This is a genomic window from Flavobacterium pisciphilum (assembly GCF_020905345.1).
Lineage (GTDB): Bacteria > Bacteroidota > Bacteroidia > Flavobacteriales > Flavobacteriaceae > Flavobacterium > Flavobacterium pisciphilum.
On sequence record NZ_JAJJMO010000001.1, the window covers coordinates 1,350,598 to 1,365,178 of the forward strand.

Below are 14,581 nucleotides of genomic sequence, written 5' to 3' on the forward strand. Positions count from 1 at the left end.
CAATATTCTTTAAGAGCAATATGAAAAATATACTGATAATACTCGTATATATCATGCTTCCTGTCCTGATTCAGGCCCAGGATATGAAAATGGAAATAGATAAAAAGCCTGTCAAAGAAGAGTCGAATTCCTCTTCCTATACTTGTCCAATGCATCCCGATATTCATGAATCCAAACCTGGAAAATGCCCAAAATGCGGCATGGCATTAGTAAAAGAAAAATCTAAAACACCTAAGCCGAAAGCAGGCACAAAACCTAAAGCTGAAACTCCTGTTAAAGAGGAAATGCCTCAAAAGGCTAGATCTTCCCCTGCGGATAAGATCGACAAGCATCAGGCGCATGATATGAAAAACATGGAAAAGAAAACAAATCCTCCAGTAAAAAAAATGATGGTAAATGATAAGCCGCCTAAAGTTGTAAGGTACGATTTATATGTTCGCGATACGGTGGTAAATTTTTCAGGAAAATCAAAAAGAGCGATAGCAGTAAATGGCCAAATACCAATGCCTACACTCACCTTTACTGAGGGTGATACAGCAGAAATTTATGTCCATAATGAACTCAACGAAGAAACGTCATTACACTGGCATGGATTATTTCTGCCCAATAAAGAAGACGGTGTGCCTAACCTGACACAAATGCCGATAAAAGCACACAGTACCTACAAATATTCTTTTCCCATCAAGCAGCATGGAACCCATTGGTATCATAGCCATTCGGGATTGCAGGAACAAATCGGAATGTACGGATCTTTTGTGATGAACAAACGAAACTCCGATCCCAACTTCAGGATAGGGATAGATGACCTCCCGACAATTCCGGTTGTGCTGAGCGAATGGACCGATATGAACCCTGAGAATGTTCATAGGATGTTGCATAATGCTTCGGATTGGTTTGCAATAAAAAAAGGCACAACCCAGAGTTATGGAGAAGCTATAAAACAAGGTTATTTCAAAACCAAGGTCATCAACGAGTGGAAGCGAATGAACGCTATGGATGTAAGCGATGTTTATTATGAGAAATTTTTAATTAACGGGAAACACGAAAGCCAACTTTCGCAGTTCAAGGCAGGCGATAAGGTAAGATTACGCGTATCTAATGGAGGTGCGTCCAGTAATTTTTGGCTTACGTATGCGGGAGGCAGAATTACAGTAGTAGCCAGTGATGGCAATGATGTTGAGCCCGTTGCGGTAGACCGTCTGCTAATTGCAGTTTCTGAAACCTATGATGTTGTCCTTACCATTCCGGCAGAAAACACATCCTATGAGTTTTTAGCAACACCAGAAGACCGGACAAAATCGGCTTCCCTGTACATCGGAAATGGCATCAAACAGCTCACCTCTCCTTTACCCAAACTGAAATACTTTGAAGGGATGAAAATGATGAACGATATGATGAAAATGAATGGAAACCTGGATGATATGGGGATGAAGATGTCGCTGAATCAGATGGATATGAATTCGGTAATGTATCCTGAAATTACAGGCCCACAAGCAAAAGGAAGTAAAGACATGCCAATGGAGATGGACAAAGAAGAAACCAAATCGGATGCCCCTGGTAAAATGCACGACATGCACAATATGGAAAATAAATACAATGCAAATGCCCTTGCCGATATTGTCACGTTAAATTATGCAATGCTAAAATCTCCTATAAGCACGGCATTGTTAAAAGATGCTCCCGTAAGGGAACTCAAATTCGAGCTTACCGGAAATATGAATCGTTATGTCTGGAGCCTGGATAACAAAGTCGTTTCCGAAGCTGATAAAATACTGATCAGAAAAGGAGAAATTTTACGTATTATTCTGCATAATAATTCAATGATGCGCCACCCAATGCATTTGCATGGCCATGATTTTAGGGTTATCAATGGGCAAGGTGATTTTGCGCCATTGAAAAATATTATCGACATCATGCCAATGGAAACAGATACTATTGAATTCGCCGCAAGCGAAGATGGTGGCGACTGGTTTTTTCACTGTCATATTCTCTACCATATGATGGCTGGTATGGGCAGAGTTTTTTCTTATGTAGATTCACCTCCAAACCCAGAAATAACAAACCCTAAACTGGCTCAGCGAAAATTATTTGCTGACGATAGAGAATTCCATTTCATGGTTGAAAATGACTTTGCAACTAATGGAAACGATGGAGAAGCAATGTATCAGGGTACGCGTTGGAGTATAGGAACCGAATGGAGATTAGGATACAACGAAATGCATGGCTATGAAACTGAAACACATATTGGGCGCTATATTGGAAAAATGCAATGGTTAATGCCGTTTATAGGATTTGACTGGAGATATAGAAGAATGGGAGAAGATGAACAGGAAAAAAATCTCTTTGGACAAAACAATACTAAAGATAAACGTGCAGTAGCGAGTCTAGGGGTCAACTATACCCTTCCTATGTTGATAGTAGCACAGGCCGAAGTTTTCACAGATGGTAAAGTTAGATTGCAGTTTGAGCGAAAAGATATACCTGTTTCTAAAAGACTACGAATGAATCTAATGTGGAATACCGATAAAGAATATATGGCTGGACTTCGTTACATTCTAACAAAATGGGGATCACTTTCGTCACATTATGATAGTGACATGGGCTTTGGGGCAGGATTCACAGTGAATTACTAAAAATTTGTGATGCAAATACACATAATAGATTCGAATTCCTGGCAGTAGGATAATAATGTAAAACTACAGTTAAATTTTATAAATTAAAGACAGCACATATAATTACTTTAGCTTCTATCATTAATTTATAACTCTACAAATTATGAGAAAAGCAGCACTCACAACCTTGATTGTAATTGGGCTAATGGTTATCGCTTGTTCAAATGATGAAGATAAAGCAATACATGCTCAGGAGCATGATAAAAACATCTTGATGAATAAAATGCACACAATGATGGATCAAATGACCTTAATGACCATGAGCAAAGATCCAGATCTGGATTTTGCCAATATGATGATTCTCCACCATAAAGGTGCTATAGAAATGGCTAATTACGAATTGCAAAATGGCGCCGATGCTCAGATTAAGGCAATGGCACAAGATGTGATTGACGCCCAGCAGCAGGAAATTCAGCAAATGGAGGCAATTATAAATGGCATACCAGCTGATCAAACCGATAATGCTTTTGCTATGGAACTCATGAAATCTATGGACAAAATGGGCATTACTGCTGACACCCAATTAATTACCGGAGATACTGACCACGATTTTGCCACACTAATGATTGTTCACCACCAAAGTGCACTTGATAATGCATTGGTGTATCTACATCATGGAAACAACGCAGAACTCAAGGCAATGGCCAATATGATGGTGGAGATGCAGACAAAGGAAATAATTGATTTTGGCAATTGGCTTGTAGCAAATTAATTTGCAAGTATATATATGATAACTGATAAAAATAAATAAAAATTATGGATCAGAAATTTAGAAATTGTATGGAAGCCTGTCTGGCTTGCGCAATAGCGTGCAACAAATGTGCAACGGAATGTCTGAATGAAGACGATATAAAAATGCTTGTAAGATGCATAGAGCTCAACAGGCAATGTTCGGTCATCTGTTTTGCTGCTGCAAACCTTATGAGTATCGGAGGCGAACATGCCTCTCATTTATGCGCTGAATGCGCCGAAATCTGCAAGGCCTGTGCTGAGGAATGTGAAAAACATGCCGCAATGGGTATGGATCACTGTAAGGAATGTGCGGAAGCTTGTCGCAAATGTGCGGAAGCTTGTGAAGCGATGGCAAATTAATACCTTATGTAATTGATCTTAATTCACTTCCTGTAATGATATTAATCTATATACCCGTTTTGTGATGTAGGACGAGGCTTTAAATATTAAAATTAACATAATACGATAGGCTTTCAGCGACTCATTTTAGGTTTAAACAGGTTTTCTATATTAGATATTTAGACTTGACCTCTTTTTAAATCCATAAGTAAAATTGCAAAAAAGCCTCATATAGCCTTTAAACATACGAGTTTAAAGGCTTTTTCTTTAATTGTTCTCAAATTATTTAAGTAGAATAATTTTTATTTATAAATTAATATCGTAATATTGCAATATAAATATAAAACAATGGGAGCTACAAAAACAGATTACTTTACAGACAGTCAAAACGAACTTGCTGTTTTGGCTAAAGCATTAGGACATCCAGCCCGAATTGCTATTATGGAATATTTATTAAAAGTAGACACTTGTATCTGCGGAGATATAGTTAATGAATTACCACTATCCCAGCCTACAGTATCCCAGCATCTTAAGGAACTTAAAAATGCTGGTTTAATAAAAGGAAGCATTGATGGTAACTCTATTTGTTATTGCATTAATGAACCTGGATTAGAAAAAATAAAAGGCTTTTTCGAACATATCACCACTCATTTGGAAAAAAAGAGAAACGAGTGCTGTTAATTTTATAAAGATGGAAATAAGAAATTTGTTAGCAGTTGATTGGAAACAGGTTAGCTTGATATATGAAAAAGGCATAAATACTGGTAATGCTACTTTTCAGACCAGTAGTCCTTCATGGGAAGATTGGAATGCATCACATCTGGCCTCCTGCAGAGTTGTTGCAGAAAAAGATGGGCAGCTTCTAGGCTGGGCAGCACTAACACCAGTCTCTTCACGGTGTGTATATGCAGGCGTAGCTGAAGTCAGCGTATATGTTGATCCTGAACAGTCAGGCAAAGGAATTGGTCTTATACTTTTAAACGAGCTTGTTCATTTAAGTGAAGCTGAAGGCATATGGACGCTTCAGGCTGGTATATTTCCTGAAAATACAGCAAGTCTGCGTATTCATGAAAAAGCCGGATTCAGGATCTTAGGCATTCGCGAAAAGATCGGGAAGCAAAATGGAATCTGGAGAGATAACGTCCTTTTAGAAAGAAGAAGCAAATTAATTAATTAAATATTTACTTAAAAATACAATAGCAGCAATAATTGCTTAATCATAGTTATTACCACCGCTGCAAAAAAATATTATAAATTTTTAAAACACATAAATTATGAAACTTTCAGAAATTAAAGAAGTATTAAAAACAGTTGACGCTGTAAATTTTGAATTGCCAAACGGAAATTTTGTTCCGGAATATTTCCATGTAACAGAAGTTGGTCTAATTACTAAAAACTTTATTGATTGTGGCGGAACAGTAAGAAAAGAAACTGTTGTAAACTTTCAGCTTTGGGATGCTAATGATTATGAACACAGACTTAAACCACAAAAATTGATTCATATAATTGAACTTTCAGAAAAGGTTTTAGGCATTGAAGACCATGAAATTGAAGTTGAATATCAGGATACCACAATCGGTAAATATGATCTTGATTTTAATGGCAAAAACTTTATTCTATTAAATAAACAGACTGCATGTTTGGCTCAGGAGCAATGTGGAATCCCGTCCGACAAATCAAAAGTAAAATTATCTCAATTAAATGCTGATAGTGCAAGTTCATGCGCACCTGGATCAGGCTGTTGTTAATTTTTAATGACAATTAAACATCTATTATAAATACCAGACAAAAACTATGTTATTTACTGAAATAAAAAACACCCTAAACTCATTTGATTTTAATCAGATTTCAGAAGATCGTAAAACTATACTGCAGCCATTAGTGGACTATATTCAAAATAAAGTCGACAACAAACTGCCGATTAGACTTAATCTGATCTGCACACATAATTCCAGAAGAAGTCACTTGTCCCAGGTCTGGGCACAGACTGCTGCTGCACATTATAATGTACAGAATGTTTCCTGCTATTCAGGAGGTACAGAAGCTACTGCACTTTTCCCAATGGTAGCCGAAACCCTGCAACGCAATGGATTTAAAGTTAAAACTATTTCTGAAAGTCAAAACCCGGTTTACTCTATAAAATTTTCAGCAAATGAACTACCCGTTATCGGTTTTTCTAAAACCTATGATGATGATTTTAATCCCGAGAGTGAATTTGTTGCTATAATGACCTGTTCACAGGCTGATGGAGGCTGTCCTTTTATTGCAGGTGCCGAAAAGCGTATACCGATTACTTTTGAAGATCCAAAAGTTTCAGACGGCACAGCACAGCAAAAAGAAGTATATCTGGAGCGAAGCCTTCAGATTGGGACTGAAATGTTTTATGTATTCTCACAAATCAAACAATAAAAATGTCAGTAAATAACTGTGCGCCTGCCGCAGGACGCAAAAAATTAGGTTTCCTGGATAGATTTTTAACCCTCTGGATTTTCCTGGCTATGGCTCTTGGCGTAGCAATAGGATATTTCATTCCGTCCAGTGGTAATTTTATAAATTCATTCTCAAGCGGGACAACTAATATTCCTTTGGCTATTGGACTTATTCTTATGATGTACCCGCCTCTTGCCAAAGTGAAATACGAGCAAATGGGACAAGTTTTTAGAAACACAAAAATCCTGGGAGCCTCTTTATTTTTAAATTGGGTTGTTGGACCAATTTTAATGTTTTTACTAGCCTTGCTTTTTTTAAATGGCTATCCTGAATATATGATCGGTGTCATTCTGATAGGTTTGGCCCGTTGTATTGCAATGGTTGTCGTTTGGAATGATTTGGCAGATGGAAACAGGGAATATGCTGCAGGCCTTATTGCACTTAACAGCATTTTTCAGGTTCTGCTTTATAGTGTATATGCTTATATCTTCATAACTGTTCTTCCTCCCTACTTTGGCTATAATGGATTTGAAGTTAACATCAGTATTGGCCAGATCGCCGAAAGCGTGGGGATATATTTAGGAATTCCTTTTGCTCTTGGAATCATAAGCCGTTATGCTCTTATTGCCCTGAAAGGTTCTGAGTGGTTTGAAACTAAATACGTACCATTTATTTCTCCTATTACACTTATATCGTTGCTTTTTACAATCATAGTGATGTTCAGCCTTAAAGGGGAGCTTATTGTCCAGATTCCTATGGATGTTGTTCGTATCGCAGTTCCATTGGTAATATATTTTACCATCATGTTTATCATCAGCTTCTTTGTTGGAAAATATTTTGGTGCTGACTATTCGAAAGCGACTGCTATAGCTTTTACGGCTACCGGTAATAATTTTGAGCTTGCTATTGCAGTAGCCATTGGTGTCTTTGGCATAAACAGCGGTCAGGCATTTGCAGGAGTTATAGGGCCATTAGTAGAAGTACCGGCGCTCATTGCACTGGTTAATGTTGCTTTCTGGTTCAGAAAGAAGTATTATTTAAAAACAGCATAGTTTCCAATACTAATTTCTAAAAGATGAGAATTGCAATAATATCGGATATACATGCCAATTTTCCGGCACTGGAACAAACCTTAAAAAGTATCGAACAGCAGAATATTGACGCTGTTTACTGCCTAGGAGATTTGGTAGGTTATAATTTATGTCCTAACGCCGTGATAAATGAAATTCGTAAAAGACATATTCCGACTCTGGCAGGAAATCATGATGTTAAAGCTGTAGAAATACATAATGAGGGTTCTAATGACTCAGAAAGTTATGCATATCAAATAGTGGGCAAAGAGCAGATTAAATATCTTTCTGCTCTTCCTGCCCATATTAAACTAGAATTTCAGACAACGGATAAACTAATCAAGATCTTAATGGTACACGGCAGTCCTTACAGCAATACCGAATATTTGCTTGAGGATAAAAAGGAAAATGATTTTACTGCTATTTTTCTTGACTCCATCGCTGACATTATTATTTGTGGACATTCACACAAGCCTTATCATAGAGTTTTAGAAAACCCGAATAAAAAAGGCAGTTATTTCCATGCTATTAATGCAGGATCAGTAGGAAAACCAAAGGGCGGAAATCCTAAATGCTGTTATGCAGTACTAACTATGGACAAAAGCAGTAATCTCTCAAAAAAAGAAGGTGTACAGGTAGAATTCATAAGAGTCGACTATGATATTGAAAAGACTGCGATGGCTATCGAAGAAAGTCCGCTACCAAACGTATACGCACTTATGCTTCGAAAAGCATATTAAGAAATGCCGCAATAAAATCATTCATGGAAAATTTTAAATTATTTTTGAATAGTCTTACTCCTGTCAGTGATGGGGAATTTGAAAATTACAGCCAATATTTTAAAGACCGTAGTTTACCTAAAAACTATTATTTTGCAGTGCAGGGCAAAATATGTCAAGAAGTGGCTTTTATAAAAAAAGGAACACTGCGAACTTATTATCTTAATGAAAAATCTGAGGAGGTAACTTCTTGTTTCTGTACCGAAAACAACTTAACAACATCTTATAAAAGTTTTGTTTCCCAACAGCCTTCAGAACTATCTATTCAGGCTATTGAAGATACTGAGCTTTTGGTTATTGATTACCGTGATTTACAAAATCTTTATCAAAAAAGTTCAGTTTGGCAGAATATCGGGAGGATAATTGCTGAAAGACAATACATGGTAATGGAACAGTATGCCAATGTTCTTTGCAATGAGACAGCTAAAGAAAAATACCTACGTTTATTAAAAGAAGAGCCTTCGATTCTAAACAAAGCTTCCGTAAATGATATCGCCAGTTATCTCGGAGTAACCCGTCGAACACTTAGCAGGATTCGAAAAGAAATCACACAATAATTTCGAGGACATTTGTCCTTTAATACATTCTCCCCTTCCATTATTTTTGCTTTATAACAAATTCAAAAATAAATGGAAACAGCTATTATTATCACTTCAGTTTTACTTATTCTTTTTTCTATTCTCGCACTGTATGATGGATTTTATCTTCATATTTTCAAATACAAATTGCACAATCATCCAGAAAGTAAAACAGAACATTATATCCATACAATCAGAGCAATCTTCTTTCCTGCAATTTTATATTTCTTATTCCTATCACAGAGCTGTTCTCTTAGTTTTATAATTGGCTTAGTAGTTGTCGCACTTGATCTTCTAGTTTTAGCACTTGATGCTTATACAGAGAAAGACAGTAGGGAATTTATGGGTGGACTTCCTCGTTGGGAATATATATTACATCTTTTTGTTAATGGATTTCACTTTGCCTCGATAGGTGTTTTCTTGTCTATTAAACTACAATTTGAAAATAACCAAATAATAATCTTACCCACTATTGAAAATCAAAACTATGAGCTATTGCATACTATCTTAATTAATCTTTTACCAGGTTCCGTTTTAGTTGGACTTCTTCACTTCTTTTTATGTTTTTCAAAAACAAGTATTTTTTGGAACAATTTGACAAGTAGAAAATAAAACTTTCAAACCTAAATAACATACGAAGCTTCAATCTCTCACGGTTTTTACCAATCTATCGAAGATCTATTTTTAATAATTCAAAGAAAATTTCGATAACGTATATTTTATCTCTAAATTCGCAATGTGAAAATTTGGGTAACATTATTATCAATCATTGTACTGTTTCTTTCAACAGTGCCTTGCAGTGCATATTCTAAACATTCAGAATGTAATGTCGAGAAAAATTGCAAAAATGATTCGCATAGCTGTGGAAATGATTGTAATGGAAAATGTTCTCCATTTTATGCTTGTGGAAGTTGTGTTGGCTTTACAATTACACAAACTTCACTATTAATTTCAGAAAAATTAGAATTTACAACAACCGAAATACTACAACCTATATCCTACGATAAGTTTGTTGATTCCTCCTTCTTTTGTAAAATTTGGCAACCTCCTAAATTTCTTACTATTTAAAAAGTTTTACGCTTATGATTGCAAGATCATGAGCATATTTATGTATTAATATTAAGAAATTATAAATGTTTAAATATATTTTATTGATTGCGGCAATAACAACTATTGGCACAGCACAAGCACAGAATAAAATTAAAGTTCTCATTAAAGATGCCCAAACAAGCGTGCCTATTAATGGTGTAACTGCTAAAATTGAGCAGACTAATGTATCATCTGTATCAAACGCAGAAGGGCTTATCGTTTTTGAAAATCTTCAGCAGGGCGTTTATAATGTTTCTTTTTCTATGGAAGGCTATAAATCGAACATGGCATCCTTTACAATACCTTTTACAGGGGAATTTTTAGAAATTTCATTAGAGAGTGAAGCAGAAAAGATGGATGAAATTGTTGTCACTTCCACCAGAGGTACACGAACGATAAGTAACATTCCCACCCGCGTAGAATTTATTGCCGGAGAAGAACTCGAAGAAAAAGCCAACATGAAACCCGGCGATATCCGTATGATGCTCAATGAAAGCACGGGTATACAAACCCAACAGACATCGGCAACATCAGGGAATTCTTCTATCAGAATTCAGGGATTGGACGGCAGATATACTCAAATATTAAAAGATGGTTTCCCCGTTTATTCAGGAGCTTCCAGCGGACTGGGATTACTGCAGACACCACCACTGGATTTAAAACAAGTGGAGATCATTAAAGGATCTGCCTCTACCCTATATGGCGGGGGAGCAATTGCAGGCTTGGTGAATTTAGTTTCTAAAACCCCAACAGAAGAAAGAGAATTGCGATTTTTATTAAACGGAACTTCCGCTCTTGGATTGGATATTAATGGCTTTTACTCACAGCGATTCAATAAAATTGGATTGACTGTTTTTGCCTCACATGATCGCAATGCACCCTACGACCCTGCCAATATTCAGCTTACGGCTATTCCAAAGTTTGAGCGTTTTAATTTTAATCCCAAATTGTTTGTCTATTTTAATGAAAAGACAAAACTTAATTTTGGTGTAAATACAGTTTTCGAAAATCGTATTGGTGGAAACATTGATTATATTAAAGACAAAAGTAAGTACCCTGATAGTTATTTTGAAAAAAATAAAACACAGAGAATAAGTACTCAATTTACCCTTACCCATAAATTAAGTGAAAAGGAATCTCTAACATTCAAAAATAGCTTCAATAATTTTAGTCGTGTAATAACTATTCCCGATTATACTTTTGATGGACTTCAGAACAGTACTTTTTCTGAAATTACATATTCCCATAATGGCGAGATTTCCGAATGGGTTACAGGAGCCAATTTATACACTGATAAATTTACAGAAAACAGCACTACTGCTTTTCCTCTAAGAGATTATAATCAGATAACCTACGGGGCTTTTGTTCAAAATACTCTCAAAGCTAAAGAGTGGCTTGATATTGAGACAGGTCTTAGAGGTGATTATGTTATTGATTATGGATTTTCATTTTTGCCAAGAATTTCTGCTCTATTTAAAATAAGTCCTAAACTTACCTCAAGACTCGGCGGTGGCTTAGGGTATAAAACGCCAACTATATTTACCGAAGAAAGCGAGCGTATTCAGTATCAAAATGTATTGCCTATCAATAGTGATTTTAATAAACTTGAAAAAAGCTACGGTGTAAATTTTGATGTTAATTACAAGGCCAGTATTACTGAGGATATATCTTTATCGCTCAATCAGTTGTTCTTTTATACTAATGTAGATAATCCTCTGATCTTAACTTCACTTCCTAATGCTATTTACCAGTTTGTTAATATTGATGGCTATTTAGATACCAAGGGAGCTGAAACTAATGTAAAATTAGGATATAAGGATTTTAAACTATTTTTAGGTTATACCTACACCGATGCGTCAATAGATAATAATGGCATTAAATCTGAAAATCCTTTAACAGCCAAACATCGATTGAATAATGTCTTGATGTATGAAGTAGAAGACAAATGGAAAGCTGGATTAGAGGCGTATTATTACAGTGCTCAAAAATTAAATGATGGAACAACCGGAAGGGAATATTGGATTTTTGGTTTTATGGTGGAAAAACTATGGGAGAACTTTTCTCTTTATGCCAATTTCGAAAACTTTACCGATACGAGACAAACTAAATTTGGAAGTATTTATACAGGACCAATTTCAAATCCTGTTTTTAAGGATATTTATGCTCCCCTAGATGGATTTGTAATAAATGCTGGTTTAAAAATTAAGCTATAGCATTATGAAAAAAAGCACCTATAATATTAAAAAGATGGATTGCCCTAGTGAGGAGCAGCTTATCAGAATGAAACTTAGCAATATAAATCAAATTAAACGTCTGGATTTCGATATTCCAAATAGGAAATTAAACGTTTATCATTCAGATGACCCTAAAAGTATCACAAGCGCCATTGACAGTCTTAATTTCGACAGCAGTTTATTGACCTCTGAAGAAACACTGGATATTTTAACTCCAGCAGATGATTCCCGGCAAAGAAAATTGTTATGGCAGGTTTTGATTATAAATCTCTCATTCTTTCTTATAGAAATTATAACGGGATTTATTTCCAATTCTATGGGATTAGTGGCCGATAGCCTGGATATGCTCGCTGACAGTATTGTATATGGTTTGGCATTATTAGCAGTGGGAAGCACTATGTCAAGGAAAGTAGGCGTTGCTTTGATAAGTGGATACTTTCAAATCGTTTTGGCAATTTTGGGACTTATTGAAGTCATTCGAAGATATGTACAACAGGAAAATATTCCAAATTTCGAAACCATGATTATAGTTTCCCTGTTTGCTCTTGCTGGTAATTCATTATGCCTTTATTTACTTCAAAAATCAAAAAGTAAGGAAGCCCATATGGAAGCAAGTATGATTTTTACTTCCAACGATGTTATAATTAATCTCGGAGTTATAATAGCAGGTATTTTAGTTTACTATACGAATTCTAAGCTGCCAGACCTGCTTATTGGTATCTGTGTTTTTGTAATAGTTGGCAGGGGCGCTTTGAAAATATTAAAATTAAAATAGAACGATTTGCTTTATCAACTCTGTCCCATAGGATATTGAATGGTTTGTGCCCATTTTTTTGCAAACTAAAATTGATTCTCTCACGATGGAAGTAAATCTTCAAAAGAACCTTTAGAAATTATAAGCCCAAACATCAAAGTTAATTCTAAAACGCTGTGGTAGATATAGATCTTCAGAATAATAAAAAGCCCTGAAAAGGGCTTTTTATTTATTATCTGATCCAATGCAGTAGTATAAAATTAAGTGATGAAACCAAGTCTTTTTTTCATTTGGATTAAGTCTTTTTCCATTTGCTCGATTGTCTGTAAAGTTACCTCACCAGAAACATCTTCCTTATCTGCCAGTCTGTGTTTTAGTCCCTGCATCTCGCGACCTATTGACAGCTGCTCGGTCATTGCATACTGCTCGGTCTGGCTGACAGACTGGTGCCCTAGCATTTCTTTTACTACATGAATAGGCACATCATTATTGAGCGTTATAGTGCTCGCAAAAGTCCGTCTCGCCTTATGCGTATTTAAAGCAGTTGTTATACCACATAAATCAGCTATTTCTTTAAGATATTCATTCATTTTCTGATTTGAACTTACAGGCAATACCGAATTCCTTTCCAAGCAAAGTGGATGATTTCGATATCTCTCCATTATCATAACCGCTTTAGGCAATAGTGGAATATTAATAGGACTCCCTGTTTTCTGTCGCCCTGTCATTATCCATTTTTCACCATCAATACCTACTTTTAAATCAGACTGTTTCAGATTATAAACATCAACATACGCAAGACCAGTGTAACATTGAAAAACAAAAACATCTCTAACCACACTTAGACGGGCTGTAGAAAAATGATGTTTTTCCAGTGAGGCCAATTCATGATTAGTCAAAGGCTTTTTAGGAACTTTCGTTTTTTTAGATTTGAAACGTTTAAATGGATCGGCTGCAATAATTTCCTTATCAACTGCACTAAGGACGATTTTCTTAAAATTAGTAATATACTTAAGGGCAGTGTTGTTACTGATGTTTTTTACTGTTTTAAGATAGAACTCATAATCTTTTACAAATTCAAAATTAAGCTCATTAAATTCCATATCCTCAACACCGTATTTATAAAGCATAAACTCTCTGACATGATTTTTTGATATCTTGTAACGCTCATGGGTTCCTATAGCATACTCCTCTTTTTCTACCAAAGCCAGCATTTGATCATTGTGAAGCTGAAATTCCTGCAGTACTGTAGATTTTTTTTCTGTTGTTTTACCTAAAGCATAATTAATGAGCTTTATACTTGTAACTGTTTCGCCTTTTTCAGAAAGTTCGTCCCTGTACCGGCTTATTTTAAGTTCCAGTGAGTTTAAAAACAAATTCAGAGTCTTAGCATCTTCCTTATTTCCTGTAGCCCTTGCAGTCTTTTGCTCCCATCGTTTTAGATCCCACTTTCTTTTTGTGGAAGTTTCTTTAGGAACACCATCTACAGTAATTCTTAGATAAATGTATTTTTCATTGGTACTTTTTACGGAACTCTTCAAAAAGAAGGTAATTCCAAAACTGCTTTCTAACATAATTCAACAATTTAATAAGTTAATAAAGGTCGAATTATAATATCTCTAAATCAAGTCGTTAATAAGCTTTACATGTTGAATAACAAGTTGTTACATCCTTTTTTGTGGCAGTTTTTTTTACCAAAATAAATTGCCACGAATGTGCCATAAAAATTAGTGAAAGAATGAGTGTTTTTGAATCTAAAAAGAAGAATAAAAAAACCCGCATCCTTGTAAAGTGCGGGTTTCAATGTATTAACCAATTATAAAAATCGGTTTCAGTGATCCCAGAAGGATTGCAACTATAGGCCACAAACCCGCGTCATTTCTAAACTTCAGTAATTTCAAAAA

Annotated in this window: 14 protein-coding genes; 13 read left to right on the forward strand and 1 reads right to left on the reverse strand. The window is 35.6% G+C overall.

From position 1 onward, the window contains the following. Positions 1-20: 20 nt before the first annotated feature. The 13 genes from LNQ49_RS05150 (at position 21) to LNQ49_RS05210 (ending at position 12,698) form a co-directional block, all read left to right on the forward strand. On the forward strand, positions 21-2,633 hold the full coding sequence (locus LNQ49_RS05150; RefSeq protein WP_229987626.1) for a multicopper oxidase domain-containing protein: 2,613 nt from the start codon (positions 21-23) through the stop codon (positions 2,631-2,633). Between the two features lie 142 nt (positions 2,634-2,775). Next, complete coding sequence (locus LNQ49_RS05155; protein ID WP_095382622.1) at positions 2,776-3,384, forward strand: DUF305 domain-containing protein; 609 nt, start codon at positions 2,776-2,778, stop codon at positions 3,382-3,384. Between the two features lie 44 nt (positions 3,385-3,428). Beyond that, complete coding sequence (locus LNQ49_RS23390) at positions 3,429-3,764, forward strand: four-helix bundle copper-binding protein (protein ID WP_487313308.1); 336 nt, start codon at positions 3,429-3,431, stop codon at positions 3,762-3,764. Positions 3,765-4,091: 327 nt separating this feature from the next. Then, complete coding sequence (locus LNQ49_RS05165; RefSeq protein WP_072973580.1) at positions 4,092-4,424, forward strand: ArsR/SmtB family transcription factor; 333 nt, start codon at positions 4,092-4,094, stop codon at positions 4,422-4,424. A 10-nt stretch (positions 4,425-4,434) separates the two neighbouring features. Beyond that, positions 4,435-4,920, forward strand: coding sequence for a GNAT family N-acetyltransferase (locus LNQ49_RS05170; RefSeq protein WP_095382620.1), 486 nt, complete (start codon positions 4,435-4,437; stop codon positions 4,918-4,920). Between the two features lie 97 nt (positions 4,921-5,017). After that, complete coding sequence (locus LNQ49_RS05175; protein ID WP_072973578.1) at positions 5,018-5,491, forward strand: DUF6428 family protein; 474 nt, start codon at positions 5,018-5,020, stop codon at positions 5,489-5,491. 46 nt (positions 5,492-5,537) lie between these two features. After that, positions 5,538-6,152 (forward strand): arsenate-mycothiol transferase ArsC, encoded by a 615-nt coding sequence (locus tag LNQ49_RS05180; protein WP_072973577.1) that lies wholly within the window; start codon positions 5,538-5,540, stop codon positions 6,150-6,152. 2 nt (positions 6,153-6,154) lie between these two features. Then, positions 6,155-7,225, forward strand: coding sequence for an ACR3 family arsenite efflux transporter (arsB, locus tag LNQ49_RS05185; RefSeq protein ID WP_095382619.1), 1,071 nt, complete (start codon positions 6,155-6,157; stop codon positions 7,223-7,225). Between the two features lie 23 nt (positions 7,226-7,248). Then, positions 7,249-7,983 carry a metallophosphoesterase family protein gene (locus tag LNQ49_RS05190; RefSeq protein ID WP_229987627.1) on the forward strand — a complete coding sequence of 245 codons (735 nt, stop codon included), beginning with the start codon at positions 7,249-7,251 and terminating at the stop codon, positions 7,981-7,983. 23 nt (positions 7,984-8,006) lie between these two features. Continuing rightward, positions 8,007-8,579 (forward strand): Crp/Fnr family transcriptional regulator, encoded by a 573-nt coding sequence (locus LNQ49_RS05195; RefSeq protein ID WP_095382617.1) that lies wholly within the window; start codon positions 8,007-8,009, stop codon positions 8,577-8,579. A 72-nt stretch (positions 8,580-8,651) separates the two neighbouring features. Continuing rightward, on the forward strand, positions 8,652-9,212 hold the full coding sequence (locus LNQ49_RS05200; protein WP_095382616.1) for a hypothetical protein: 561 nt from the start codon (positions 8,652-8,654) through the stop codon (positions 9,210-9,212). A gap of 521 nt (positions 9,213-9,733) precedes the next feature. Then, positions 9,734-11,902, forward strand: a complete 2,169-nt coding sequence (locus LNQ49_RS05205) for a TonB-dependent receptor (protein ID WP_229987628.1) — start codon at positions 9,734-9,736, stop codon at positions 11,900-11,902. Between the two features lie 4 nt (positions 11,903-11,906). Beyond that, positions 11,907-12,698: a cation diffusion facilitator family transporter gene (locus LNQ49_RS05210; RefSeq protein ID WP_095382614.1), complete on the forward strand. Its 792-nt coding sequence runs from the start codon at positions 11,907-11,909 to the stop codon at positions 12,696-12,698. A gap of 239 nt (positions 12,699-12,937) precedes the next feature. Here LNQ49_RS05210 and LNQ49_RS05215 read toward each other — a convergent pair whose 3' ends face one another. Then, positions 12,938-14,251: a site-specific integrase gene (locus tag LNQ49_RS05215; RefSeq protein WP_095382613.1), complete on the reverse strand. Its 1,314-nt coding sequence runs from the start codon at positions 14,249-14,251 to the stop codon at positions 12,938-12,940. Between the last annotated feature and the right edge of the window lie 330 nt (positions 14,252-14,581).